This is a genomic window from Negadavirga shengliensis (assembly GCF_042652345.1).
Classification (GTDB): domain Bacteria; phylum Bacteroidota; class Bacteroidia; order Cytophagales; family Cyclobacteriaceae; genus Negadavirga; species Negadavirga shengliensis.
In genome coordinates this window covers 17,924-44,442 of sequence record NZ_JBHSJJ010000004.1, presented here as the reverse complement: position 1 = coordinate 44,442, position 26,519 = coordinate 17,924, and the positions used below count along the sequence as shown (strand labels likewise).

Here is a 26,519-nt window from a genome sequence, read left to right as displayed (position 1 = left end):
ACTACTGAAGCGCAACCACTATGTTAACCAAAGACCAAATCGCCCGAAGAATTGCCAAGGAAATAAAAAATGGCCAATACATCAATCTTGGAATAGGGATTCCAACATTGGTAGCCAATTATATTCCCGATCATCTGGAAGTCGTATTGCAATCCGAAAACGGGTTACTGGGAATTGGGCCATTCCCGACAGAAGATGAAGTGGATGCGGACCTCATCAACGCCGGGAAGCAAACCATTACCATGGTAAAGGGATCGGCGCTTTTCAGTTCGGCAGAGAGTTTCGGTATGATCAGGGGCGGACATATCCACCTTACCATTCTCGGGGCCATGGAAGTTTCTGAAAATGGGGACATTGCCAACTGGAAAATCCCAGGTAAAATGGTAAAAGGCATGGGCGGGGCCATGGATCTGGTTTCCTCAGCGGACAACATCATCGTAGCGATGCAGCACTGCAGCAAAGAAGGAGGATCAAAATTGTTGAAACAATGCCATTTGCCCATAACGGGGATGAAATGCGTAAAGAAAATCATCACTGACCTGGCGGTCCTTGAAGTCCTGCCGGAAGGTGGCTTCAAGCTTTTAGAAAGGGCTCCCGGAACAAGTGTGGAAGAAATAAAAGAAAAAACAGAAGGCAAACTCGTGGTAAAAGGGGAAGTTCCTGAAATGCAGCTGGACTGATTTTGCAGTTTTGCCTGTCAATTCGCCAATGTTTATTAGTTTTGTGCCTGAAATAAGCACATACAGCATAGCATGAAAAAATCAGAAATCAAATTCACCGTATCTCTTGATGACAAAAACCTTCCAAAATCCATAGAATGGGATGCCTCAGATAAGGAAGGTGAAGGAATGGAATCCACCCGAAGTATAAGCCTGAATGTCTGGGATAACCTGAACCAAAGCACATTAAGAATTGATTTATGGACCGATGACATGTCTGTGGCGGAAATGAAGAGATTTTATATAGATATACTGGGCGGTATGGCCCAGACCATACTCAACAGCACGGGAGATGAATATTATTCTGAAGAGATTAAAGAACTGTGCGACAGGCTTGTAAAACATGTCAATGAAGAAAACAAAAAGCCACGATAATCAAAAAATCAAGGGCAAATAGACAAAAAAGGCATCTGATTGATGCCTTTTTTTATGAAACATCCCAAAATTGTTTCACATTCTTACTATAAAACAATTATTTTTTAAGTAAATTTAGGTATAAAATTAATCATTTTGTTATTAAATAGCATTTAAAATATTCAATTACAAAATCCACCTTTATCAGAACAAACACGTTTAATCAGATAGGAAACTTATAAAAACCACTATAAAATAACGGGGCTACTGCTTTGAGGCAGAGCGTATCGTTTTTCAATTATCAAACAGTCTTTTATTCTTAAAAATTTGTTTAACATCGATAACCCGAAAAACCATGGCACACTTTACTCAAAAAGTCAGGATTTCGTATTGGATATTGATTGGGGTTTTTATTTTGCCCTTTTCCCGATTAGCTGCACAGGATATGGTCAACATTTCGGGAAACGTCTCTGATGCGGATACAAAAGAACCACTGATAGGTGTAAACATCCTTGTCAAAGGCAAGGTCATAGGAACCATTACCGACGTTAATGGTAATTTCAGTCTAAGAGTAAACCAGAATCCACCATTGACTTTGGTATTTTCCATGGTGGGGTTTGCCACTAAAGAGGTGGATGTCACCGAAAGCAACCTGACTGATCTCCTTGTTAACCTGGAAGAACAAACCATGCTCGGCCAGGAATTCGTGGTTTCCGCTTCACGGGTGGAAGAAAGTATTTTGCAGTCTCCCGTATCCATTGAAAAGATGGATATCCTTGCTATCCGGGAAACCGCCAGTGATACTTACTACAAAGCCATCGCCAACTTAAAAGGCGTAGATGTCACCAGCTCATCTATTAATTTTCAGATTTTAAATGCCCGGGGTTTCAATTCGACAGGCAACACCCGATTCGTGCAATTGATTGATGGGATGGATACGCAGGCCCCCGCCCTGAATTTTCCCATCGGCAACCTTAACGGGCCTTCCGAACTGGATGTGGAAAGCGCGGAATTTATCCCGGGAGCTTCATCCGCACTCTATGGCCCCAATGCCTTTAACGGCATTCTTTTGATCAACAGCAAAAACCCGTTTGAATATCAGGGGCTGAGTGCTTTTTACAAGCAAGGCTTTAATCACTTCAATGGCCGGCCCGGAGAACCCCAGTCCCCCCAGCCGATGTATGAAGGGTCCATCCGTTACGCCAAAGCGTTTAACAACCGGTTTGCGTTCAAAATAAGTGCTTCCTTCATGCAGGCCGAGGACTGGCATGGAACCGATCAGACGGATAAAAATTTCCGGGCCCAGGGTGATCTCCCCTTCAACCCCGGAGCGGACAGGGTACATGTCTTTGGGGATGAAGCCGCTAACAATATCGGTCTTCTCCGAAACGTTGCTGCCATACAACAAGCCGCTAATGCCATGGGACTTGGAGGATACATCAACAGTATCCCCGATCAGGTAGTTTCGCGGACAGGATATGATGAAAGATACCTGGTGGATTACGGGGCTAAAAACTACAAAATAAACGGCGCCCTGCATTACCGGGTCACAGACAGGGCAGAACTGTCCTACACACTGAACTACGGGTCGGGAACTTCCGTCTATACCGGCGCACAAAGGTATTCCCTCAATAATTTTGAAATCAGCCAACATAAACTCGAATTAAAAGGGGATAATTTCTTTTTGCGCGGCTATACCACCAGAGAAAACGCGGGGGACTCTTATATCGCTGACCTTACCGGTATTAACATCAACAATGCATGGAAAGACAACTCGACATGGTTTGGACAGTATACCCTCAGCTATATGGCTGCTCTGGCAAACCAACAAGTGGTCCCCGGCACCTTGGGAACAACCGAACAACAAGTCGCCGCACATAACTTTGCCAGAGGCCAGGCAGATCAAGGGCGGTATTTACCGGGAAGCACCGAGTTCGAAAATGCTGCCAGGGAGATCCGTGGAGATTTTATCCCCGCCGGTTCCTTGTTCAGTGACCAATCCAGAATGTACATGTTTGAAGGACAATACAATTTCAAAAATGAAATAGATTTTATGGACCTGCAGGCCGGATGGGCATATAGGGTTTACGACCTCAACTCCAACGGGACCATATTTGCCGATGTAGAAGGTAACGATATTTCCATTACGGAGATAGGAGGATTTGTCCAGGGATCGAAAAGAGTAATTCAGGACAAACTTAAACTGACCGGTTCCATCCGCTATGACAAAAATGAAAACTTTGAAGGGCAGTTCAGTCCGAGGATTTCCGGTGTTTTCACTCAAGGCAATAACAACATCAGGCTGTCCTACCAAACCGGCTTCAGAATGCCGACCACGCAGGCGCAGCACATTGATCTCAATGTGGTTTCCGCCAGATTGATATCCGGGCTGCCTTATTACAGGGAAAAATACAACATCTTCGAAAATGCCTACTCTATAGGATCGGTGATGCGGTATACCGCTGCGGTTGGAGCGGGCGCAAGTCCTATCGCTCCGGAAGCGACGGGGCTGCTCGAAGCCGTCACCGATCTTCCGGCCCTCAGACCGGAAAAAGTAAGGTCTGTAGAAATCGGTTACAAAGGTCTGTTGGCCGATAACCGGGTTCTTATCGATGCCGCTTATTACTATAACATATACAATGATTTTATCACCCAGACGGCGGTAAGAAAGGCGCCAGGCCCGGTATTCCCCGGTGCTCCCGTTGATTCTGATCAAGGAGCCATCAACGCCATCAATGCCCCTACCCTGTTGACACCGGTTACCATTCCCGGTCAGGAGAACACTTTTCAGACCTATACCAATATCGTGGACAGCGAAGTACGCGCCCACGGTGCCGCCATAGGCATTACCTACAATCTGCCAAAAAACTATACCATTAGCGGTAACTATAACTTCAACAGGATGATTACCCAATTTGAAGAGGGCTTTCTCTCCGAATTCAATACGCCGGAACACAAAACCAATATCATGTTCGGTAACCGGAAAGTGGCCAGAAACCTGGGATTCAACGTTTCCTACCGGTATCAATCCGCATTCAGATGGGAATCCTCCTTTGGACAGGGGGATGTTCCCGAGGTCCATAATATGGATGCCCAGCTGAGTTACAAAGTAAGTCAGATGAAATCCATCGTAAAACTGGGAGGGTCCAACCTTTTCAATAACCGGTATGTGTTCAATTTTGGTGGGCCCACCATTGGCGCCATTTACTATGTTTCGATCACATTCGACGAATTGTTGAACCGATAAACATCTAAGAAAATGAAAAAAATATCATACTTACTTTCATTGGTTCTGACAGGCGTATTGGTTTCTTGTCAATATGATTTTCCCGAGATCCCATCCGAAACACCGGAGCCTGGAGAAGCCGACTTCAGCAAACTCATTACGGTGGGAAGCTCCATCACTTCCGGTATCATGGACGGCGCCTTGTATGATCGCGGACAACAGCATTCTTTCTCCGTAATCCTTGCAGAGCAGCTAAAAGAAGTCGGTGGTGGTGATTTCAACGTCCCGGAAATCAATTCTGAAGTCGGTTTTTTTGCTCCAGGACCGGGAGGAATTCCACTTGGAAGACTGATCCTCCGCATTAACCCAAACACCGGCCAAGTCGCGCCGAGTCCTATAGTCCCGGGAGAACCGTTGCAGGCTTATGCGGGTGACAGAAGCGCCATCAATAACTTTGGTGTCAATGCCCTTACCTTAGGCGCCGCACTGATTCCGGAGACCGGGGACCCGTCGCAGTCACAACATCCCGCCTTTAATCCCCATTATGCAAGATTTGCCAGGAATCCCGGTTCTTCTACCGTCATCGGGGATGCAGCGGCAGCACTGGCCGACCAAGGGACTTTCTTTACGTTTTGGTTGGGCAAATTTGATATTCTTGCCTATGCCGTTACCGGCGGGGCCAATCCCGCCCTCCTCACATCAGACGGAGACTTTACACAAAGATACAATCTGGCTTTGGGCAGTCTGCTACAAGCCAACCCGGAAGCCAAAGGGGCCGTAGCCAATATCCCCAATCTGAATGCTATCCCCTATTTCACCACTGTTCCGTGGAACGCATTCCCGTTGACCGCGGCTCAGGCCAATATGGCCAACTCGGCTTATCAGGATTACAACGGGGGAATTGCCCAGGCCTATAGCATGGGAGCCATCAGTGAGGAGGAGAAGGATTTAAGGACCATTTTTTTTGAAGCGGGACAAAACGGTTTCGTAATGGAAGACGAAACCCTTACCGATCTCCGGGAAATGGGGCTTCCATCCATTCGACAAAGCCATGCAAATGACCGGGCCACCCTTACCTTATCCACGGTGCTGGGTCAATCTGTAGAAGGGAATCCTTCCGCAATCCGTGGCCTGACTGTTCCCATCACCGACGAATTTGTATTGATCCCTTCCGAACAGCAGGAAGTGCAGGCCAAGATAACCACTTTCAACAATGTGATCAACAGTGCCGTGCAGGCGAATAATGAAAGACTTGTTCTGGTTGATGTAAACGAATTCTTCGAGCAGGTGAGAGAGGGGATCATCAACGCGGGGGGAGTTCCGCTGACTGCCTCCCTGGCACCGCCAAACGGGGCATTCTCAGTAGATGGGGTGCATCCTAATGCGAGGGCCAATGCCTTCCTGGCCAACTATTTTATTGAGGCGATCAATCAAAAATGGAGCAGCAGTATTCCCAAGGTAAACCCTAATGCTTATATGGGTAATGACCTGCCGAGATAATGCATGTTCGGCAAGTGATATTGTCGCGTCTTTGACAGTAATTCTATGTTTTCTAACTTTAAAAGATGAAAAGCGGGACGGGGATCATCATTCTGGCCGCAGGCAACTCCAGCAGACTTGGGCAGCCCAAGCAGGCATTGGAGTATGAGGGAACATCCCTGGTAGAAAGGGCCGCAAAGGCAGCCTTGGATACAGGCTGCGACCCTGTTTATCTGGTCATAGGAGCCTTTAAGGATCAAATCAAAAAGCAGGTAGAAAACCTCCCCGTCAAACTCCTGGAAAATCAGGAGTGGGAAAAAGGTATGGGTACCTCGCTGGCTTTGGGGATAAAGCAGTTGCAAAAAGAAAACTCCGTAAAACAGTGCATCATCATGTTGTCGGACCAGCCTTTTGTAGATACCCCACTTCTAAACCGGCTTATCGCCGAAAAGGAAAAGTCAGGAAAAGGCATCGTTGCCTGTACATATCAAAAAACTTCCGGTGTGCCCGTCTTGTTTGGCTCCCAGTATTTTCCCATTTTAGAACAGCTGAAAGGGCATGAAGGAGCAAAAAAAGTACTCAGCGCGCATGCCGCTGATATCCACCCCCTCGCCTTTGAAAAAGGAGGGGTGGATATCGACACCCAGGCGGATTTTGAGGCATTAAAAAAGGCAGATTGGGAACATTTTCGATGAATGTCAGGGAGCCCATTTTCTGATAGCATGTCCTTTAAAGGCATAAAACATCAGATAAAGATAACAGGGGACCAGTACCCAATACGCTTCCCTTAAGCCTATAGTGTCTGCGAAATAGCCATATACCATAGGTAAGATGGCATTTCCACATAATCCCATGATCAGAATGGAAGCCCCTAGCTTGGTAAATTTCCCCAATCCGTCCAATGCCAGGGGCCATATCCCGGCCCAAACAAGGGAGTTGGCCAGCCCCAAAAGCACAACAAACCATATCGAGATATCAGCATCCAAGCCCAAAAACCGGACCTCACCCTGAAACCAGAGAATACCGGCAGTAAACAATAGGCCCATCGTGGTGAAAGCCTGCAATATGGAAACTTGGGAAAAAATCTTTGGAATAGTGATGATGCCAAAAATATACCCGCATATCATAGCGGAAAGGGTATAGGAAGGGAAAACTTTAGCATCCAGGATGGAAATGTCCATGGAAATGGCATAGCTCATAATGGTATCGATGGCAATTACCTGTGTGCCTACATGAAGAAAAATGGCTACTGCTCCCAAAATCAGATGGGGAAAATGCAATATATAGGCTTTACCTGCATTGGCTTGCGCCACTTCCTCACTCTCTTTTTCTGTGTCGATTTCAGGCAATGGAGAAAATCTTACCAGTAACCCCAAGGCAATAAGCACGGTACCTACAACCGTATAGGGAACAATTACCCGGCGCACCAATTCATCCAAATATATATTTTTCTCTATTTCGCCCATGAGGTGCAACTGGGAAATTACTTCATCATCAGATACCCTGAGGATGACCGCTGCAAAGATCAAGGGGGCCAAAATACCGGCACCCTTGTTCAGTATGCCCATTATGCTAATCCTTTGGGCAGCGCTCTCTTTTGGCCCTAAAATCGTGATATAAGGGTTTGCAGCCGTTTGCAACACCGCCAGTCCGGCCCCAATAAGAAATAGGCCCAACAGGAAAATCTCATAAGTCCTCACCATGGCAGCCGGAACAAATACAAAAGCGCCCAATGCCATCACCCAAAACCCTACCATCATTCCTTTTTTGAACCCTACGGATTTTAGAAGATAAGAAGCGGGCACTGAAAACACGAAATAGGATATATAGAAAGCAAAGGCTACCAGATAAGACTGGAAATTATTGAGTTCACAAGCTATCTTGAAATAAGGAATCAATATGGCATTGACCCAGGAAACAAATCCAAATATAAAGAACAGGCCACCGATTATCGCAATGGATATATAGGTCTCCCTTTTACTCAAGGCGCCTACTTCTACTGTCTGGGTCTTACTCATGGTTGAAGTGATGAGGGATATAAGATAGGAGAGCTTATTTGACCGCGATCTTTTCAGCGTGCTCCAGCAAAGAGGCTGAAGCTTCATCCAAATACAGATAACAGCTGGGGTGACGTTGCAGGATGCTGGCAGGATGCATATGGCTTACCGGCTTTTCCACACAGTCCTTCACCGCTTGCGCTTTCCTTTTGTCCGGAACAGAACAAATGATGTTTTTGGATTTCATGATCTGTTTGATCGACATGCTGATTGCCTTCTTAGGAACCGACTCAAGGCTGGAGAACCACCCTTCATTCATCTGCTGTCTCCTGCAGGCTTCATCCAACTCCACTACAAGGTAGGGTCTGTCGGTTTCAAAATCTGCCGGAGGATCATTGAAAGCAAGGTGACCGTTTTCACCTATTCCCGCCAAAGCCACGTCAACCGGCTGCCGCGATATCAGCTCCCCGAGCTTTTCGGCTTCTCTCTCCGGCTCAGCCTCTCCGTCGATGAGGTAGTACCCTTTTAATCCTGAAACCTTATCCAAAAATCTTTCCTTTAGGTATTTTCTAAAACTTGCCGGATGCGTGTCGGAAATCCCTATGTACTCATCCAGATGAAACATGGTTACTTTAACCCAGTCAATGTCTCTGTCCAAAAGCAACCGGGAGATGGTTTCGAACTGGCTGGTTCCGGTAGCGAGGATAATATGGGCCGAGCCATTTTCATCAATGGCTTTTTTTATCAAAGATGCAGCGGTTTCTCCCGCCGCCTTTCCAAGTTCAATAGGGTCTTTAGATTTGAAAATTTTCATTTTAAGTGGTTAGCATTTTTTTATAAAAGGTTAATAATACTGAAAAATACGGTGTCTCCCAAGCCGGATTTCAGCAATGGTCAAAAACAGCACAGCCAATGTACTGAGTATGTCTATGAAGGAAGGATGGGGGTGTTGCCTCCCTTGGTTAATCCTACGTCCACCGGCTGGTTGTGGGTCCACCGCCCTCTGGTGAAATCCGGAATATCGACCGACCCGCTTCTATTGGCCACAGACTGTTCGCTGAGAGGCCCGATACTGCTCCATGCGGCCGCATCATATACGTCCATATCCAATGCTATGCCGTTCCTGAGACAATCGATAAGCCGCCAGTCCATCAGAAAGTCCATTCCTCCATGCCCACCGATCTGCTTGGCGAGTTCGCCGATTTTGCGGACGATCGGCGGCTGAAACCGTCTTTCCAAATCTGCAAGTTCTTCATCTGAAAGCCAGCCTTCATGTCCAACGGATATTTTTCCGGGTTCAGGATATTTCTGGGCAAAGGCCTTGGTACCGCTGATGGTGTGCAGCCTGGAATAAGGTCTCGGCGAAGTCACATCATGTTGAAGCATGATCGTCCGGCCTTTATGGGTTTTAATGGTGGTGGTATTCATATTGCCCCGGTAATTTTTTTCCGCGAAGGGCCGATAAAAATCATCATTTTCTGCCAACGACTCCGCCGTAGGTCTCATCATAAAGTCATTGCTGGACACCGACACCAGAAAATCCATTTTGTCTCCTCTGTTAATGTTCATGATCTGCGCCACAGGTCCTAGACCATGAGTGGGATAAAGACTGCCGTTCCGGTAATTCTGCTTTAATCTCCACATGTCGTGGTATTTGGTTTTGGAAAAGTTTCCTTCCAGAATATCATGGATATAGGCGCCTTCACCGTGAATGATCTCCCCAAAAAAACCCTGCCGGGCAAGATTAAGGGTAAGCAACTCAAAGAAATCATAGCATGTATTTTCAAGCATCATGCAATGCTTTTTGGTCTTCTCGGAAGTCTCTACCAATTGCCAGCACTCCTCAAGTGTGACTGCAGCGGGCACTTCTGTGACAGCATGCTTTCCGTGCTGCATGGCATATACCGACATGGGCGTATGAAGGTGCCAAGGGGTGGCTATGTATACCAGATCAATGTCACCCCGTTCACAAAGCGCTTTCCATGCTTCCGCTGATCCGGTATAAATGGCAGGCTGATGAGGTGTATGGCTTATCTTCTCCTTTACAAAGCCTATGCGTTCCGGCCTCAAATCACAAAGGGCTTTGATCTCAACCCCCTCAATTTTGCTCATCCGTACCACAGCCCCCGGTCCCCTGTTACCCAAACCGATAAATCCAATCCGAACCTTATCCATGGGAGGGGCTGCATAACCAGACATGTTAAAGGTGGAAGCAGAATGGGTGTTTGCGTGTATAGACTGTTCGGCGGAAAGCGGATGTCCCAACCCTGTAAAAGCAGCCAAGCCAGCTAAGCCGCCAACCTTTATAAAATCTCTTCTGTCTTTTTTCATGTGTTTTGACTTAATTTTGATGACCGTACCCGTAACGGAAAGCACTTCGTACCGAAGAAATATCCGTTGGCAATAAAAATACTTTTATATTCGAGATTTTTAAAATAAATTGATCAAAAATCAGGAAGAATTAGTAATTAATTGTTACGACTTGTATCAAGAATAACATAAAAACGACCATGAACCCACCTTTAACCCAAAAAAAAGAAGATAGATTGGATGTCAGTTCTGAAAATTTTTCATCTGCCACCCATAGCCCCAAAGGCACTTCCAAAAGGCTCCTTTCGCTGGATGCCCTACGGGGTTTTGATATGTTGTTGATTTCAGGTGGGGGTACCTTTCTGGTATTGCTTAAAGGTAAGACAGGCTTGGCCGCCGTCGACTGGGTGGCGGACCAGCTTACCCATCCGGCCTGGAACGGATTTACATTTTATGATTTCATTTTCCCCTTGTTCCTGTTCATCGCCGGGGTATCCTTAACTTTCTCCCTAAATAAAGGCCTCTCCATGGGCCTGGCGAAAAAGGAGCTCTATAAAAAAACCTTTGTTAGGATGCTGATTCTGATAGGACTCGGGATCATCTATAAAAATTCCCCTATCCCCTTTTTCGAGCCCTCCCAGATCAGATTGGGAAGCGTTTTGGGCCGTATCGGCTTTGCTACCTTCATGGCTACCCTGCTTTATCTGAATTTCGACTTCGTAAAGCGGCTTGGAACAGCGGTGGGCATTTTGCTGCTGTATTATGCGGCTCTCTTTTTGGTTCCTGTGCCCGGATACGGTGCCGGGGACCTGAGTTTTGAAGGTAACCTTGTAGGCTGGTTTGACAGGACTTTTTTACCCGGCAGGTTATTGCAGGGCACTTATGATGAACTGGGATTGTTGACGCAGTTTCCGGCCCTTTGCCTTACCCTTTTCGGCACATTGGCCGGGGATATTCTGGCAAAAGCATGGCAAGACAGCCGGAAAATCCAGCTGTTGCTTTTAGCCGGCGTGATAGGAATAGGCCTTGGGCTGCTGTGGAGCCTCCATTTTCCTATCAACAAGCATCTCTGGAGCAGCTCTTTTATCATGCTCACCGCGGGAATGGCCTTTATTTTCCTGGTGATGTTTTATGTGGTGATAGATGTATGGAAAATCAGAAAATGGGCTTTCTTCTTCCAGGTAATAGGGCTTAACTCCCTGACGATTTACTTTGCATACAGTTTTATCAACTTCCGTTATACCAGCGGTAAATTGTTTTCGGGACTTTACGCGCCCATGCCGACAGATTGGCATCCGGTGATGGAAGCTTTGGGCGCACTGATGCTGGTATGGTTGTTTTTATACATATTATACAGGCTGAAAATATTCGTGAAGGTCTAACGGGAATATTTCGGCCTACGGTTGAGCGCATTTTATCATTCCAGGTCCCCGAGTATTGCCCGGGTACCTGGGATTACAAAACTTTTGATTTAAAACCCCTTGTGGCCAGCCTTCCCCATGGCCATCCAATTATCCTTTTATTCAAAACCTATCAATGAAAAGCATCGTTTGAAGTATGATATTTTCTGTTTTTAAGATCCAAGTGACGTAAAAACTAAAGCCATGAAAAAGATTTTCCTTTCTTCCTTACTTCTCCTTATTTTTTTCATGACGGCTTGTAACCGCGACGCCGATGAATTTAACCCCAATTTTCTCCATGGTTCATGGGAAAAATCACAGTTTTATGCGGACTTGGAAGCAGACTATGTTGAAACCTTTGTTTTTTCTCAGGACGGCAGTTATGAGCACAAAAGAAGTTTCCGAAACCCCGGTACATCGGAAGAATTGGGATATTCCTTTTTTGCGACAGGTAGTTTTTTGTTGGAAGACAATTTAATCACGCTTATATATTCCCGACTTCTGATTTCAGTGGAGGAATATTATACTGACTTTGAAGAGTTGGTTGAAATTGAGGAAGATTCAGGCATGGTTACTGAGGCCAGGTTGAAAATAAAAGACAGTGGATCAATTTTGATTGTGTATTACCCTTGTAATGATATGCTCTCCTCATCCTGTCTTGGAGCCCAAACGTATCGCAAGACCCAATAAGCTGCCTGAAACTCAGGTTTACGGGGTCATCTTTTCCTACAATCTGTCAGGGAAAAAGAAAAAAATTCCCTTAGGGCTGACTTTTCATGCTCCTCAGAAACCTTGTCACCCCTCTTACTTCACACTGTACCTTTCCACCGCTTTTTCCAAACCCCTCAGTTCAGCGAGTCCCTTTAACCTGCCTATCGCTGAGTAACCGGGATTGGTTTCCTTATGCAGGTCATCCAGCATCTGATGACCATGGTCGGGTCGAAAGGGAATGGGACTGTCTCTTTGCTTATTGATCTCCACCAACAATTCCATGATACGGAACATGTCCACATCGCCATCCAGGTGATCTGATTCATAAAAGTTGCCTGATTTATCCTTTTTCACATTTCTCAGGTGAGCAAAATGTACCCTGTCTCCCACCGCTTTCAGCATATCGGGCAAATCATTGTCCTTCCCTGCTCCCAAAGAACCTGTGCAAAAACAAACCCCATTAAATTTCTCCGGCACGTTGTCACAGATATACATCAGGTCGTCCTTATTGGAGGCTATCCTGGGAAGCCCTAAAATCGGATACGGTGGATCATCAGGGTGAATGGTCATGGTCATGCCTTCGGTTTCACAGACATCCTGAATACTTCTGAGAAAATGGACCAGGTTGGCCTGCAATCCTCTTTTACCAATGGTCTTATAAACAGCAAGGCTGTTTCGCAAGCCTTCCAGGGTCATGCTTTTCTCCGTGGGCACCCCCATCAGGATGATATCTGAAAGTTCCTGTAACCTCGCGGCAGACAGGACGTGGAACCTATCCTCTGCCGTCTTTAAAATCTCTTCCGGATAAAAATCATGGGCATCCTCCCTCTCCAATACATACCGGTCAAATAGTGCCAGGTCCGCCCAATCAAAGAATAGGGCTTTGGCCCCATTGGGAAGGGTGTGGGCAAGGTCCGTCCTGGTCCAGTCCAGAACGGGCATAAAATTATAACAAACTATTTTGAGTCCACATTGGGATAGGTTCACCAGGGTTTTTCTGTAATTTTCAAGATAGCGTTCACAATCTGAGGCCCTGGTCTTGATGGATTCATGTACAGGTACGGATTCCACAACCAGCCATTCCAGGCCTGCAGCTTCAATGACAGCCTTTCTTTCTTTTATGGCATCCAAAGGCCATACCTCCCCATGGGGGATCTGGTGCAAAGCCGATACAACAGCAGTTGCGCCCGCCTGTCTGATATCTGACAGGCTTACCGGATCATTTGGTCCATACCAACGCCAGCTTTGAATCAATGACATATAAACAACAGGGATAAATTATATAACTTATGTAAACTGACCCGCCTTGGATATAGACTCAGTATCACAAAAGCGGGTTGTCCGCGATACCACGGACAACCCGCTTGGCTAAGCAACATTCAACTGCGAATCATTAATCATTAATATGGAGGATAGGGTAGATTTTGGTTGAAAAGCTTATTTGTGAAAATGATTCAACGCTCCAGAATCATTCCATGAAATTCGTATCAACCGTGCCTCGCCGGCCCGCCTCCCGAAGTCGTACGGAGGGCAGGCAGGTCAGTGGAATTCCTGACTGCCGGGCTCCTACACTAAAGCTATGGAGACAGCGTACAGGCAGTCGTGGACAACAAAGCTTCCATCAGATGACATAATCGACGCCATACGGATGTCTTTGTGGTCTGGAAAGCATTGAGTTCGCCTCATCATCGTTTTTAAACCGCTCCTTTACCGGATCCCAATAAAGTTTTCTGGGTAACTTCATGGCAATGTGGGAAAGCAGACAGGCACTGTTTGACCTTTGAGCTACTTCAGCGGGGGTGATGGTTTGCTGCCTGGAAACGATACAATCCAACCAGTTTTTATGGTGCTCCTCACTTTCGTAGAGATGGATTTCATCAGGACCTATTTCCGAACTCAGTATCTTCAGGTCACTGGCCTTGAAAGCCTCACTGGCTTTGCCTCCGGGAACAGGATCGCTCTCAGTTACCCCCACGTTTCCTCTCGTAACAAAAATCCATCCGTCAGTACCTTCAAACCTTACCCCGTTAGGATAAGCCCCACTGACCATCATGGTCACCCCATTGGCATATTTGGCAGTCACCTCAAAATCCCCATGTACATTCCATAGACCTTCCGTAGGAAAAGACGCCGTAGCTTCCAGTTCAATGGGGCCTGTATATTCCGTTCCCATTCCCCAGTGGGCTATGTCCAAATGGTGGGCACCCCACCCGGTGATCATACCGGCGCCAAACTGTTCGCAGCGCAGCCATCCCGGCCTGCTGTTCAAATCATCCTGGGAATGAACCCTGTCAAGTGTATAAGGTACCCAGGGAGTAGAACCCAACCACATATCATAGTCCAGATTATCTGGAATAGGCATTTCCTTAGGATTGCCGCCCGGAGGATCTCCAGGAAGTCCCACCAAGATCTTTTTGACTTCACCAATCCTGCCGTTTCTGACCAACTCACATGCCCTTTTGAACTGAGGCCAAGGTTTTACCGACCTTTGCTGACTTCCGATTTGAAATATGGCTCCTGTCCGATGGATGATGTCACTCATGGTCCTGCCCTCTGCAATGGTCAGTGAAGTTGGCTTTTGCATATAGATGTCCTTTCCTGCCAAAGCAGCTTCCATAGCCGGTTGGGCATGCCAGTGGTCAGGTGTACTGATGATGACCGCGTCAATATCCTTGCTGGCAATCAGTTCTTTATAATCCCCGTAGGTTTTTACATCCACATAATTGGCGCTGCCTGTTTTATTCGCATAGTATTGTTCAATCCATTCTTTTCCCATAGCCGCTCTTTTACTGTCTACATCAGCCACGGCTACAATCCTGGCAATATCATTTTTCATGGTTTCGGGAAGATCATGGGTTCTTGCTATTCTCCCAAAACCAATCTGTCCGATATTGATTTTATTGCTGGGTGCATTTTTCCCCAATACCGAAGCGGGTACTATGGTCGGAAAGCCGGTTATCGCCAGCGAAGCTGCCACAGCACCTTTGGTACTGGATTTCATAAAGTTTCTTCTTGAAAGCAATGATTTGTGTGATTTTTTCATGGACTAATCCTTTCTGTAAAATGGTTATTTAATATTGTCAATTGCATTCTCTCAGTTTATTCAAATCGCACCGGGGTATCCCTGTCACTTGCATAAGCTTTGGAATAATTCCTTCCGTTCACTTTGCCGGCGATATATTTCATTCCCTGATAAATATGATTTACAAACGTAGGGTCTTCATAATCTTTGATATGGTGGCCGAGTGCGGTCACCCAGGCAAAACCGCCGTCAAAATCCTGGTACCATACAGCAGGATAATACCGGTGGAAAGGTGCCGACAATTCAAGTATCCTTTCTTCCTGGTCTTTATCCAAAGACGCCAGATCATGGGCCATCACCACTTTGATGCCGGGATAAAGTTCTTTCATCAAATAACACTCATCTTCTTTTTCCCAAACACTGGGCATTTCTTTCACAGAAGTATGCTGATGGTCGATTTTATTGATTTTGAATTTTTGGAATTTGGGGTGCCAAACAAACCTTCCTCCAATCAGCATCTTGAACCATTCCCAGTTCCGTTCGGTACCTACCACCGAATGGATTCCGACAATCCCTCCGCCAGCCTGAATATATTTCCTGAATTCCAACCGCTGTTGATCACTTTCAAAAACGTCATTATTGGTACTGGTGAATACCATAAGGTCGATATCCTGAAGGTTTTCTTTGGTGAAATAACCCGGATCATCTGTTACCTCCACCTGGAAGCCATATTGGTTACCCAGTCTTTTAATACTTTCAACAGCGTGCGGGATGTTGTCATGGACATATCCTTCTCCGTTTTTGGTATACACCAGCACCTTCATCCCCTTCAATTCATTTTCATCTTCTGCAGCCAGAAGCAGATTACCCAGATGAAGCGTCATCAAAAACAGCGTCAGGAAAACATTCAATTTATATTTCATATTTTTTGTTGAGTTTGATAAGAGATTAAAATTACATCAAAAGGCCTTCAGCTCCCTATTTTTGGAAAAGAAATACTTCCTTCCACATAATTAGAGGATCAATGGGCGGTTATTCTTATTTTCGGAGGAGAGGCAAATTGCTGCCAGGCAGCTTCGGCTTCTTCCCTACTTAGTTTTTTACCGGAAACAAGAAACCGATAATTCAACACGTAGTTTTTTCCCGGTTCCAGATGCCAATCCATGTTCTTTGTAGGGGCAAAATTGGCATACATGTCACCCCGGTCATACATGTCTTCCGGCCATATTCTTAAAGGTTCGGGGTGATTATAATTGGTAGGCGACGACATCATCACCACCCCCGCAAAATCATCGTCTATTTCCCCTTGCACAATACACCATTTTGCCAGGCTACCATCTGCCTCCTTCCTGTTTAGCCCTTCGGAAGTAATCACTTCACTGTTATACCTGTCCCACTTTTCCGTAGTCCTCCATCCCAAACTGCCGTAGCGGTATTCTTTCAAAAGAACCGGGTCGTCTGTAGCACAGTTGAGCACGATACTGATATCTGCCAGGTAATAATCCTCTTCCCCTGACAACGCGAATATCCTGGTTCCCTGAACTTCCCTCATCGCCACTTTTGGACCGGGCTCATCCTTTAATACCACATGTTCGTGCAATACCTTGTAACCGGCAAACACCGGTCCCTGATTTTGGGTAACAATATTGGCAAACCTTACCGTGCCCTGCTTCTCCCGCAGGTTCCAAAAATCTATCTCCTTCCCCTGAAACTCCACCAAGGTCCAGGGATTCCAAAGGCCATAATGGTGATAGTGGTCGGGCGGCTGGATGCGGGTAAGGGATTTGCCGGTTGGTGACCACATGGGATGTACAAAACCGCTTCTGGCAAATGCGGGATCTACTCCTTCGGGCAGCTGGGCCACCGCATGGTTATATTGCCAAAGGTCATTTCCCCTTCGTTTGATCACGAGCGCCTTATCGTCCAGCGTCAGGCTGAGTTCACTTTTTTCGCCGCCAGATTGCTTCTGATGGATTTCATAAACCCTGGTGGCCTTCTTTCCCGGCGTTATCATCCAGTAGATTTTTCTGCTATCGAGATGATCGATCTGATGAGGGACAGGTTGAAGCCCCCCGTCAAGAACCTCATACATGCTGACCATCGAATCGGGCAACTGTGTAATATCATCCAGCAAAGCGTATACGGGATATGCAAACTTACCTGAGACAGGTGTTTCCACTTCCAGCGTAGCTATTTTTTGGGCAACAGTAAAAAAAGGCAGCGCGAACAAAGCCGCAAAAAGAATATGTATTTTGGGTCTCATAGATATTGAATGCTAGCGTATTTGAAATTAATCGAATGTAAACTTATCAATATATTCATTTTAATACAACCGATTTCATGAAAATTATACGAGATATTTTTCCAGCAACTCAAGGTTTATTTGTGATAACAGGCGTGAATAAATTCTCATTAATGATAGTGTATCTTAATATTAGGTTGGTATTTAATGAGAATCACGGTATTTTGCCAATGAAAATCACCGTGTTCACTGCAGCTTGGCCTCAAATATATCTGGTACTATTTCAAGATCCAAAAATCAGATTTTGCATATAAAATATGAAACCGATTTCATTATTATTGAAATTTGGTTACATTTACTAAAAGGAAGGGAAATACCTCAACATGAAAAAAGACATCACTATTTATGACATCGCAGCAGATGTCGGACTTTCTCCTACCACAGTAAGCAGAGCACTGAGCAACCATCCCAGGGTTAAGGAAAAAACCCGTCTGAAGGTTTTTGAAGCGGCAAAGGCCATGGGATATCAGTCCAATATTTTTGCCTCCAACCTCAGAAAAAAACGCTCAAACAATATAGGGGTTATTGTACCGAAACTCAACAGTCCATTCCAATCCTCCGTTTTGGCGGGAATGGAAAAGATAGCCAATCAAGCCGGTTATAATCTGGTGATCAGCCAGTCCATGGAATCGTTGGATAAAGAAATTGCCAATACAAAAACCATGTTCAACAGCCGGGTGGATGGTTTGCTTGTTTCCATGGCAGGTTCCACCGACGAAATTGATCACTTCAAACCGTTCTTCCAAAAAGAGGTACCGGTACTGTTTTTCGATAGGGTTCCTGAAAAAAATGGGTGTACAGGAGTAATCATCAATAATACCCAGGCCGCTCATGAAGCCACTACCCATCTCATCCAACAAGGGTGCAGAAGGATTGCCCATGTTTTGGGTAACCTGAAAATAAATGTTTACGCGGATAGGTTGAAAGGATATAAATATGCCCTTTTGGACCATGGCCTTCCCTATGATGAGGAAAACATCATATTGAATGACCTGAGCGAAGATACCGGAGAACAGGTAATCCAGCAGATTCTTAATAGAAATCCCCGGGCCGATGGATTGCTGGTATCCAATGACACCTGTGCGGCAAGCTGTCTGATGGCCTTAAAAAAAAGAAACATAAAAGTACCTGAAGAAATAGCGCTGGTGGGATTCAATAATGACCTCATTTCCAGAATGGTAGAACCCAATATCTCCACCATTAACTATCCGGGTTTTCATATGGGTGAGGTGGCCATGAAAAGCCTTGTTGATCACCTGGGAGAAGGGCATCACGAAATCCTGCAAAAAACCAATACGATCACATTACGCTCAGAGCTTTTGATCCGGGAGTCGTCACTGAGAAAAAAAACCAATCATGATATCCGCGATTAGCGTCGGGCATCGCATCCGCTTTGCTGAATGACCTGCTTTCTTCATTCTGCTAAATCGTATTTCAAGGTACGCCCTTTTTCCAAAGCGGGCAACCCCTCAGTCATCCACAGAGGCGCCGGTTGCTCCTTTAGGTAATGGTCAAAAAACTGGGACAAACGTATGCTAAGGTCCTTTCTGTTTTTCCGCTCTTTCAGGTTATGGTCTTCGTCGTTATATACCAGGAGCCAGGATGGAATGTTGTTTCTTTTCAGCGCCATGAAGAACTCTATCCCTTGATACCAAGGCACAGCCCCGTCTTCGTCATTATGCATAATCAATACGGGGGTATTGATTCTGTCCGCGAAAAACAAGGGGGAGTTTTCAATATAATGCATAGGTTTCTCCCAGAGCGTCCCTCCTATTCTGGACTGGGTTTGCTCATACTGGAACATTCTGCTCATCCCGGTACCCCAGCGTATGCCTCCATAGGCCGATGTCATGTTGGTCACGGGAGCCCCCGCCCCAGCCGCTTTGAACATATCGGTTTTGGTAATGATATAGGCGACCTGATACCCTCCCCAGCTTTGTCCCTGAATCCCTATCCTTTCCGGATCCACAAATCCCCTACTGACTACAGCGTTCACGCCCGGCACCACACAATCATAGGCACTTGGCCCGGGACCGCCCACCTTGTATTTGATGTCCGGCACAAAAACCACATAGCCATTACTTACAAAATAAGGAATATTGATGATGGAAGCAGACGGAACCGGAGGCCTGTATAGATGGATTCCATTGGCATTTCTTTCATAAAAATAAACCATCATGGGATGTTTCTTACTTTCATCAAAGTCCTCAGGTTTAAACAACAGGCCCTCCATCGTTTCCCCGCTATTGGACAAAAAAGACATGAGTTCCACATTTCCCCAGGCTACTTGCTCCTGTTGTGGATTAATCGACGACATTCTTCTTTCCCCTTTCATTCCCAAATCCGAAGCGTACATATCGGGAGAAAGGATATAACTGGATTTTTGATAGATCACTTTATCACTGTGCCGGGCTTTTCTCAAATCAAAATACCGGGCATCACCCATTACTAACTTTTGCGGCAATTTATTACCTGTCCAGTCGCCCTTAAAATAACCGCTTTTTTTATCTTTATGGTCAAACGCGCTCAAGACAAGCGGCTCCTGAACGTCAAAATACCTCTCTTCCTCATCCAGGTTTTCTATCCTGAAAGCGATTTGGCGCCTCCTGCCCTCACCTTTGGTGATATTGACGGGACGGGAAACATCATTGGGATCAATTTTCCAAACATCAAACTGATCATATACCAGAAAAGCCGCATCCCCTTTGGTCCAGCCCGCAAATCCATAGCTGTCCGGCATTGCCGGAGCGTCATGGATTTCGTTGAAAAAGTTTTCCTCAATATTTGCAGTAAGCGTAATCTTATTGCGGGTGGCCAGGTCGAAGGCCATCCAGGAGCTATCGGGAAAGCTGTACCAGAAGGCATATTTCCCTCCGGGTGACATCCTGGGTTCACCAATGGCATTTTTCTCCAGCAACACCCTGTTGCCTGAGGACAGATCCACAGCATAGAGGTCTTTTCCTATCTGTATATCCCAGCTGTAATTTCTCCTGTACCGGCCCTCATCCCATCCCAATACCACGTCGCTTTTTTTGTTCTCATCCAAAATAACATGGGCCATATCCGTATCTGCCAATTGGACTGTTCTGCCATCCTCTTTATAATAGACCGCCAGAAAGCTTTCCTTTTTCTTATCATTCAGCTTCTTCAGCTGCATAGGCTGTATTTCATCATCCTGCCAACCCCATATGTCCAGGGAAACCCGCTCTTCATCCAGAATGGTGGTGTCTTTTTCATAACTGAATTCTTTATGGGCTGCCCCTGTTCCAAAAAATATTCTTCGCCCATCTTCGGAAAACCGGGGCGCAAAATGTGGACTCACCACAGCACCTTCCATGATACCGGGAAAACCCTTCCCGGCAATCTGCTTGGGTTTTGCCCCTTCAAAAGACCAGTGGTAAAGAGAAAAGCGGGCTTTTTCATCATCTTCGGCATCCTCGCTTCCGAGAAACACCAATTCCTTTCCTGCTGCATCAAATACAGGAAACTTATACTGGGAGAGATGATCGGCTACTTGAGTGGTTTCCCCACGTTCCAGCTCCAAAACAGATAAAATTTGCTTCAAGGTATCATCGGCAGCTTGCACATAATAAAGGAACCTGCCCTCCTCGTCAAATCCAAAATCCGACACATTGTGGAATTGGTGGTTCTTGCCCTCCCCAAATTTTCTGACTTCAATGGAAAACCGCTCCTTTTCATCCTTTCCTTTACTCTTTTTAGGAGCGTTCCCGCCGGTTTCAACCGAATCTCCACGCGCGGGTTCACACTGATAGGCGTACCAGTTTTTGTTTTTATCCGGTAGCATGAAATCCTTGACACCGGGATGTTTATCCACTTTTCCACTGGTCAAATCGATGACAAAAAGGCTGTCCTTGGGCAGGTGCTCTTTCTTTGTTTTCATCAACTTGTGTTTTCGGACCGCATCCTTTTCTGCCTTGATGAGACCTATCCCCCGCCTACCATCCTCTGAAAACCGGATCTTTTCCCCCCGCGGAACGCTCCACTTCCGGCTTGGGGATTGATGGGACATAAAAACGGCCCTGCCATCCCCGTCCTGCAAAACGACTTGATAGGCGACCCATTGTCCGTCATTTGAGATAAAGGTGCCACTGATGGATTCCCACCGGTCATAATCCGCATGGGTCAACGGCCTTTTCTCCTGTGCCACAGCCCCAAGATGGATAAAAAGAAAAATGAAGAATGCGATGCCTCTCATTGGAAGAAATGAATTTAGCCGGTTTAAGTCAAGAATTGCCCCTAATATATGCCTTCAATGATAAAATAAAAAATGAGTTTTTTTAAATCAGGGAAACCGCTTTTAACAATCCCAAAGCAAGGGACCTCTGGGAGTTAATCTTTCTGAGAGTAGATTACTACTTGGAATATTTCGCCGTCAGAACTATTTAAACCCTCGAAAGGGTTTGCTCCAAAAATGAAAACTGCAGGAAAGCCTGGCCACAAACAATCTCGGGAGAATGCGTTTCTCCGTTTCCATTTTCACCAAATTATAAATATCAAAATATTATATTAAACAAAACCAATATACATGTAAGGAAATTTTGACTGCTTATTTTTAAATCAAAAAAAAGTCAATTAATCCTTTGACAATTTAATAATTTACACGCATCTTTATTTTGAATTTAATAATCAATAAACTCAAAAATGGAAAAAAATTTAGATATTGACAATGTTGACCTGAAAATCATCTCTTTGCTCAATGAAGATGCCAAGACACCTTATACAGAGATTGCCAAGAAGGTTTTTGTTTCTTCGGGAACTGTACACGTGAGGATGAGAAAATTAGAGGATATGGGCATTGTCAAAAGCGCTACCCTCAATATTGATTTTTCCAAATTGGGTTATGACATCTCCGCATTTTTGGGCATATATCTCGAAAAAAGCTCGCTGTACGATAACGTTATCGAGAGGCTGAAGGAAATCCCCGAGGTAATCAATGCCTATTATACCACTGGGAATTACAGCATTTTCGCCAAAATCATCTGCAAAGACACCAACCACCTGAGAGAGGTCCTTAATGAAATCCAAAAGGTAGACGGGATAGACCGGACGGAAACACTGATCGTGCTTGAAGAAAGCATCAACCGCCCTATACAACTGCTGGGAAGCAAGGTAAAAGCAGAAGGGTATTAATTATTTAGATTAAATCTAAATAAATTATTTATATAATTTTAGGTGTAATTCATATAAATAAAATAATGTTTTACGACCTGCGCTCTCGTAGTTAAAAATTTTTCAAATCCCTTTAATCCAGTGGGTTGCAAACCTTCCCTGTGCCTTTTTGATTTATTTAAATTAAGTTTCGAACAATAAAATTTAGATTAATGTTATATATTTGTGCAACAAAATATAATTAGTCTAAATAACTCCTTTTTATGAGCAAGGACAATCAGATTTTAGAAGAGTTTACTTCCAAGGAATATGAGCATGGGTGGTCGGTGGACTATGAGGCAGATGAAGCTCCCCTCGGTTTAAATGAGGAGATTATCCGATGGATTTCAGCTAAGAAAGAGGAACCCCAATGGTTACTTGACTGGAGACTTAAGGCCTTTAAGGTGTGGGAGTCCATGTCTGAACCCACTTGGGCCAATATAAGATACCCAAAGATCGACTTCCAGGCGATCCGTTATTATTCTGCTCCCAAGCAAAAATCCAAACCCAAAAATCTGGATGAAATAGATCCGGAGCTTTTGAAAATATATGAAAGATTGGGGATTTCCCTTAATGAGCAAAAAAGGCTTCAGGGAATCGCCGTGGATGCTGTTCTCGACTCCGTTTCTGTGGGAACCACCTTTAAAGAGACGCTGTCAAAGCTCGGCATCGTATTCTGTTCTTTCAGTGAAGCCGTCAAAGAACACCCTGAACTGGTAAAACAATACCTTGGTTCCGTGGTGCCCATGACCGACAACTATTACGCAGCCCTTAACTCCGCGGTTTTTTCCGATGGGTCTTTCTGCTATATTCCCAAAGGCGTAAGATGCCCCATGGAACTTTCCACTTATTTCAGAATCAACGCCGCCAATACCGGGCAATTCGAAAGGACGCTCATCGTGGCGGAGGACGATTCCTATGTCTCTTATCTGGAAGGCTGTACAGCGCCCCAAAGGGATGAAAACCAGCTTCATGCAGCTGTGGTGGAGATCTATGCCGCAAAAAACGCCGAGGTGAAATATTCCACCGTGCAAAACTGGTTCCCAGGGGATAAGAACGGCAAGGGCGGTATTTACAATTTCGTCACCAAAAGAGGCATCTGTGCCGGCGACCATTCCAAAATATCCTGGACACAGGTGGAAACCGGTTCGGCCATCACCTGGAAATACCCTTCCTGCATTTTGAAAGGGGACTACGCTGTAGGTGAGTTTTACTCTGTGGCGGTAACCAACAATTACCAACAGGCGGATACCGGAACAAAGATGATCCATATCGGCAAAAATACCCGGTCCAGAATCGTATCGAAAGGTATTTCGGCAGGAAAATCCCAAAATTCTTACAGGGGCCAGGTTCAGGTCATGAAAAGGGCCGCCAATGCCCGTAACTTCTCCCAATGTGACTCCCTCCTGATGGGAGACAAATGTGGTGCCCATACTTTCCCTTATATCGATATCCAGAACCCTTCAGCAAAAGTAGAGCACGAAGCCACTACTTCTAAGATCGGGGAGGATCAGATATTTTACTGTAACCAACGGGGCATCGACTCGGAGGACGCTGTGGCGTTGATTGTGAACGGCTACGCAAAAGAGGTACTGAACCAATTGCCCATGGAATTTGCGGTAGAGGCCCAAAAACTGCTGGCCCTTACCCTGGAAGGAAGCGTAGGATAATTTTCAAAAATAAGCTATCAAAATGTTAAAAATAAAAAATTTGCATGCCACTGTTGAAGGCAACCCTATCCTTAAAGGTATTAATCTTGAAGTAAAAGCCGGAGAAGTCCATGCCATCATGGGGCCTAACGGGTCGGGAAAATCAACCCTTGCTTCCGTACTCGCCGGAAGGGAAGAATATGAGGTCACCGAAGGCGAAGTGACTTTCAAAGGCAAGGATTTGCTGGACCTAAGTCCCGAAGACAGGGCCAGAGAAGGTGTCTTTTTGGCTTTTCAATACCCTGTGGAAATCCCCGGGGTGAGTTCCACCAACTTCCTGAGGACCGCGGTCAACCAAGTGAGGGAATACCGGGGGCAGGAGCCTTTAGATGCCGTCAGGTTTCTTTCTTTGATCAAAGAAAAGATGAAGCTGGTGGACATCGACCAGAAGCTATTGAGCAGGTCCTTGAATGAAGGTTTTTCAGGAGGTGAAAAAAAACGGAACGAGATCTTCCAGATGGCCGTATTGGAGCCTACCCTGTCGATCTTGGACGAAACTGACTCAGGACTGGACATAGACGCCCTGAAAGTCGTGGCCAACGGCGTCAATCAACTGAAGTCCCCTGACAATGCCACCATAGTAGTTACACACTATCAGAGGCTGCTGGATTATATTGTCCCTGATTATGTCCATGTATTGTTCAACGGAAAAATTGTAAAATCCGGCACCAAAGAACTGGCTATGGAACTGGAAGAAAAAGGCTATGACTGGATCAAAGAGGAAGTTTCAGGTACTGCCGTCTGAAATAATCCCCTCTAATCCATAATTCCCCTTCTGAGATGACTACTATTAATAAAGAAATAAATATTATCGATCTTTTCCTCGAGGCCAGTATCTCCAATAATGTATCTCTGGCGGACTTGAAGAAACATTCCAATAAGGTACTGGAGCAAAAAGGTCTTCCCGCCCATAAAGATGAAGAGTACAAATATACGCCCATCAGCAAAAAATTGGGGACAGGCTTCCAACGCTTCGGGCAGGCTTCCAACACCGTAAAAGCCGATGCCGAACTGTTACAGAAAGTTATCGGTCGACTTGGTGACGAGAATGTTGTCGTCATGAATAACGGTATTTTGGACACCCAACTGTCCCGTTATGAAAAAAGTGAAATCAGTGTTACCGCGTTTTCCGAACTGGACCAGACTGTTTTGCAAAATAGGATCGGGAAAATATCCAAACCGGAAGATGATCCTTTCACGGCACTGAATACGTCGTCCTTTCAGGACGGCATCATGATAGAAATCCCCAACGGCAAGGTGTTGTCAAAACCGCTTCTTATTGTCCATTTTATTCAGGCAAATGACGCCGGGCAGACTGTATTTCCCAGACTTTATATACACGGTGGCAAAAATTCCGAAGCCAAAATCATTGAGCAATCCCATTTCACAGACAACGAGCCTGTTTTTGTCAACCAGGTCTCTGAATTCTATGTGGATGAGAATGCCCACTTGAAGCATTACAAATTACAGAACAACAGCCCTGCAGCGGTGGAAGTGAGCAATACAGGAAGTGATATCCACAGGGATGCCACGTTTACTTCTGTGTTGCTCTCTTTAGAAGGTGACATGATCCGCAACAACCTAAACCTGAACATATTGGATACCAATTGTGAGGGAAATATGTACGGGCTGTACCTGCTGAACGGAAAAACCCACGTGGACAACCATACCACGGTGGACCATACCCAGCCCCACTCTGTTTCCAACGAGTTGTACAAAGGCATCCTTGCGGATCAATCAAGGGGCGTCTTTAACGGCAAAATATTCGTAAGGCAGGATGCGCAAAAAACCAATGCATTTCAACAAAACAACAACATATTGTTGTCGGAAAATGCGATCGTCAACACCAAACCCCAATTGGAGATTTGGGCTGATGATGTGAAATGTTCCCATGGATGTACCACTGGCCAACTGGATGAAGAGGCGCTCTTCTATATCAGGGCAAGGGGAGTGAATAAAGATGCTGCCAGGGCTTTGCTGCTGTATGCATTTGCAGGTGAAGTGTTGGAAAATATTGAAGATGAAGCTTTCAAAGAACATTGTATTAAATTAGTTCAGGAAAGACTTGGAGGCAACTATTAAAAATCAAGCAAATATACTGGATATTGATGCCATACGCGC

Annotated in this window: 20 protein-coding genes; 12 read left to right on the top strand and 8 right to left on the bottom strand. The window is 45.5% G+C overall.

Features of this window, described 5'->3' with window-relative positions; genetic code table 11:
- The first annotated feature begins 20 nt into the window (after nt 1–20).
- The 5 genes from ACFPFU_RS08030 to ACFPFU_RS08010 all read left to right on the top strand — a co-directional run bounded on the left by ACFPFU_RS08030 (nt 21) and on the right by ACFPFU_RS08010 (nt 6,473).
- Nucleotides 21–680: a 3-oxoacid CoA-transferase subunit B gene (locus tag ACFPFU_RS08030; RefSeq protein ID WP_377063290.1), complete on the top strand. Its 660-nt coding sequence runs from the start codon at nt 21–23 to the stop codon at nt 678–680.
- A 72-nt stretch (nt 681–752) separates the two neighbouring features.
- Nucleotides 753–1,094: a gliding motility protein GldC gene (gene gldC / locus ACFPFU_RS08025; protein ID WP_377063289.1), complete on the top strand. Its 342-nt coding sequence runs from the start codon at nt 753–755 to the stop codon at nt 1,092–1,094.
- 334 nt (nt 1,095–1,428) lie between these two features.
- Entirely contained in the window at nt 1,429–4,320 is a 2,892-nt protein-coding gene (locus ACFPFU_RS08020; protein WP_377063288.1) for a TonB-dependent receptor, read from the top strand.
- A gap of 12 nt (nt 4,321–4,332) precedes the next feature.
- On the top strand, nt 4,333–5,799 hold the full coding sequence (locus tag ACFPFU_RS08015; protein WP_377063286.1) for a hypothetical protein: 1,467 nt from the start codon (nt 4,333–4,335) through the stop codon (nt 5,797–5,799).
- A gap of 65 nt (nt 5,800–5,864) precedes the next feature.
- Complete coding sequence (locus tag ACFPFU_RS08010) at nt 5,865–6,473, top strand: nucleotidyltransferase family protein (protein WP_377063284.1); 609 nt, start codon at nt 5,865–5,867, stop codon at nt 6,471–6,473.
- Nucleotides 6,474–6,476: 3 nt separating this feature from the next.
- Here the strand turns inward: ACFPFU_RS08010 and ACFPFU_RS08005 are convergent, their stop codons facing one another.
- The 3 genes from ACFPFU_RS08005 to ACFPFU_RS07995 all read right to left on the bottom strand — a co-directional run bounded on the left by ACFPFU_RS08005 (nt 6,477) and on the right by ACFPFU_RS07995 (nt 10,106).
- Entirely contained in the window at nt 6,477–7,796 is a 1,320-nt protein-coding gene (locus ACFPFU_RS08005) for a sugar MFS transporter (protein ID WP_377063282.1), read from the bottom strand.
- Between the two features lie 34 nt (nt 7,797–7,830).
- A complete protein-coding gene (locus tag ACFPFU_RS08000) occupies nt 7,831–8,589 on the bottom strand; it encodes a glucosamine-6-phosphate deaminase (RefSeq protein WP_377063280.1) in 759 nt (252 codons plus the stop codon).
- A 113-nt stretch (nt 8,590–8,702) separates the two neighbouring features.
- Complete coding sequence (locus tag ACFPFU_RS07995) at nt 8,703–10,106, bottom strand: Gfo/Idh/MocA family protein (protein ID WP_377063278.1); 1,404 nt, start codon at nt 10,104–10,106, stop codon at nt 8,703–8,705.
- Nucleotides 10,107–10,285: 179 nt separating this feature from the next.
- On the opposite strand from ACFPFU_RS07995, the gene ACFPFU_RS07990 reads away from it, so the two are divergent.
- Together ACFPFU_RS07990 and ACFPFU_RS07985 are read left to right on the top strand one after the other, a co-directional pair.
- Nucleotides 10,286–11,467, top strand: coding sequence for an acyltransferase family protein (locus ACFPFU_RS07990; RefSeq protein WP_377063276.1), 1,182 nt, complete (start codon nt 10,286–10,288; stop codon nt 11,465–11,467).
- Between the two features lie 222 nt (nt 11,468–11,689).
- Entirely contained in the window at nt 11,690–12,175 is a 486-nt protein-coding gene (locus ACFPFU_RS07985) for a hypothetical protein (protein WP_377063274.1), read from the top strand.
- Between the two features lie 114 nt (nt 12,176–12,289).
- Here ACFPFU_RS07985 and uxuA read toward each other — a convergent pair whose 3' ends face one another.
- From uxuA to ACFPFU_RS07965, 4 genes are all read right to left on the bottom strand, one after another.
- Nucleotides 12,290–13,456, bottom strand: a complete 1,167-nt coding sequence (uxuA, locus tag ACFPFU_RS07980) for a mannonate dehydratase (protein WP_377063272.1) — start codon at nt 13,454–13,456, stop codon at nt 12,290–12,292.
- 361 nt (nt 13,457–13,817) lie between these two features.
- Nucleotides 13,818–15,239 carry a Gfo/Idh/MocA family protein gene (locus ACFPFU_RS07975; protein WP_377063270.1) on the bottom strand — a complete coding sequence of 474 codons (1,422 nt, stop codon included), beginning with the start codon at nt 15,237–15,239 and terminating at the stop codon, nt 13,818–13,820.
- A 56-nt stretch (nt 15,240–15,295) separates the two neighbouring features.
- On the bottom strand, nt 15,296–16,141 hold the full coding sequence (locus ACFPFU_RS07970; RefSeq protein ID WP_377063268.1) for a ThuA domain-containing protein: 846 nt from the start codon (nt 16,139–16,141) through the stop codon (nt 15,296–15,298).
- Nucleotides 16,142–16,239: 98 nt separating this feature from the next.
- On the bottom strand, nt 16,240–17,481 hold the full coding sequence (locus tag ACFPFU_RS07965) for a DUF6807 domain-containing protein (RefSeq protein ID WP_377063266.1): 1,242 nt from the start codon (nt 17,479–17,481) through the stop codon (nt 16,240–16,242).
- A gap of 362 nt (nt 17,482–17,843) precedes the next feature.
- Here ACFPFU_RS07965 and ACFPFU_RS07960 point away from each other — a divergent pair, with 362 nt between their 5' ends.
- Nucleotides 17,844–18,893 (top strand): LacI family DNA-binding transcriptional regulator, encoded by a 1,050-nt coding sequence (locus tag ACFPFU_RS07960; protein WP_377063264.1) that lies wholly within the window; start codon nt 17,844–17,846, stop codon nt 18,891–18,893.
- A 41-nt stretch (nt 18,894–18,934) separates the two neighbouring features.
- Here ACFPFU_RS07960 and ACFPFU_RS07955 read toward each other — a convergent pair whose 3' ends face one another.
- Entirely contained in the window at nt 18,935–21,736 is a 2,802-nt protein-coding gene (locus ACFPFU_RS07955; RefSeq protein ID WP_377063262.1) for a S9 family peptidase, read from the bottom strand.
- Between the two features lie 446 nt (nt 21,737–22,182).
- Here ACFPFU_RS07955 and ACFPFU_RS07950 point away from each other — a divergent pair, with 446 nt between their 5' ends.
- The 4 genes from ACFPFU_RS07950 to sufD all read left to right on the top strand — a co-directional run bounded on the left by ACFPFU_RS07950 (nt 22,183) and on the right by sufD (nt 26,480).
- The gene (locus ACFPFU_RS07950; protein ID WP_377063260.1) at nt 22,183–22,671 is read left to right on the top strand and encodes an Lrp/AsnC ligand binding domain-containing protein; all 489 of its coding nucleotides are present in this window, start codon (nt 22,183–22,185) and stop codon (nt 22,669–22,671) included.
- A 242-nt stretch (nt 22,672–22,913) separates the two neighbouring features.
- Complete coding sequence (sufB, locus tag ACFPFU_RS07945; protein ID WP_377063258.1) at nt 22,914–24,359, top strand: Fe-S cluster assembly protein SufB; 1,446 nt, start codon at nt 22,914–22,916, stop codon at nt 24,357–24,359.
- A 22-nt stretch (nt 24,360–24,381) separates the two neighbouring features.
- Entirely contained in the window at nt 24,382–25,143 is a 762-nt protein-coding gene (gene sufC, locus ACFPFU_RS07940) for a Fe-S cluster assembly ATPase SufC (protein WP_377063256.1), read from the top strand.
- 35 nt (nt 25,144–25,178) lie between these two features.
- The gene (gene sufD, locus ACFPFU_RS07935; RefSeq protein ID WP_377063255.1) at nt 25,179–26,480 is read left to right on the top strand and encodes a Fe-S cluster assembly protein SufD; all 1,302 of its coding nucleotides are present in this window, start codon (nt 25,179–25,181) and stop codon (nt 26,478–26,480) included.
- The last annotated feature ends 39 nt before the right edge of the window (nt 26,481–26,519 follow it).

Bases quoted from the DNA above. Each gene is read 5' to 3' on its own strand.
- ACFPFU_RS07965 (WP_377063266.1), bottom strand. From the start codon at position 17,481: ATGAGACCCAAAATACATATTCTTTTTGCGGCTTTGTTCGCGCTGCCT.
- ACFPFU_RS08030 (WP_377063290.1), top strand. From the start codon at position 21: ATGTTAACCAAAGACCAAATCGCCCGAAGAATTGCCAAGGAAATAAAA.
- ACFPFU_RS08020 (WP_377063288.1), top strand. From the start codon at position 1,429: ATGGCACACTTTACTCAAAAAGTCAGGATTTCGTATTGGATATTGATT.
- ACFPFU_RS08015 (WP_377063286.1), top strand. From the start codon at position 4,333: ATGAAAAAAATATCATACTTACTTTCATTGGTTCTGACAGGCGTATTG.
- ACFPFU_RS07950 (WP_377063260.1), top strand. From the start codon at position 22,183: ATGGAAAAAAATTTAGATATTGACAATGTTGACCTGAAAATCATCTCT.
- sufB (WP_377063258.1), top strand. From the start codon at position 22,914: ATGAGCAAGGACAATCAGATTTTAGAAGAGTTTACTTCCAAGGAATAT.
- ACFPFU_RS08000 (WP_377063280.1), bottom strand. From the start codon at position 8,589: ATGAAAATTTTCAAATCTAAAGACCCTATTGAACTTGGAAAGGCGGCG.
- uxuA (WP_377063272.1), bottom strand. From the start codon at position 13,456: ATGTCATTGATTCAAAGCTGGCGTTGGTATGGACCAAATGATCCGGTA.
- ACFPFU_RS07960 (WP_377063264.1), top strand. From the start codon at position 17,844: ATGAAAAAAGACATCACTATTTATGACATCGCAGCAGATGTCGGACTT.
- ACFPFU_RS08010 (WP_377063284.1), top strand. From the start codon at position 5,865: ATGAAAAGCGGGACGGGGATCATCATTCTGGCCGCAGGCAACTCCAGC.
- ACFPFU_RS07970 (WP_377063268.1), bottom strand. From the start codon at position 16,141: ATGAAATATAAATTGAATGTTTTCCTGACGCTGTTTTTGATGACGCTT.
- ACFPFU_RS08005 (WP_377063282.1), bottom strand. From the start codon at position 7,796: ATGAGTAAGACCCAGACAGTAGAAGTAGGCGCCTTGAGTAAAAGGGAG.
- ACFPFU_RS07995 (WP_377063278.1), bottom strand. From the start codon at position 10,106: ATGAAAAAAGACAGAAGAGATTTTATAAAGGTTGGCGGCTTAGCTGGC.
- ACFPFU_RS07975 (WP_377063270.1), bottom strand. From the start codon at position 15,239: ATGAAAAAATCACACAAATCATTGCTTTCAAGAAGAAACTTTATGAAA.
- ACFPFU_RS07990 (WP_377063276.1), top strand. From the start codon at position 10,286: ATGAACCCACCTTTAACCCAAAAAAAAGAAGATAGATTGGATGTCAGT.
- gldC (WP_377063289.1), top strand. From the start codon at position 753: ATGAAAAAATCAGAAATCAAATTCACCGTATCTCTTGATGACAAAAAC.
- sufC (WP_377063256.1), top strand. From the start codon at position 24,382: ATGTTAAAAATAAAAAATTTGCATGCCACTGTTGAAGGCAACCCTATC.
- ACFPFU_RS07985 (WP_377063274.1), top strand. From the start codon at position 11,690: ATGAAAAAGATTTTCCTTTCTTCCTTACTTCTCCTTATTTTTTTCATG.
- sufD (WP_377063255.1), top strand. From the start codon at position 25,179: ATGACTACTATTAATAAAGAAATAAATATTATCGATCTTTTCCTCGAG.
- ACFPFU_RS07955 (WP_377063262.1), bottom strand. From the start codon at position 21,736: ATGAGAGGCATCGCATTCTTCATTTTTCTTTTTATCCATCTTGGGGCT.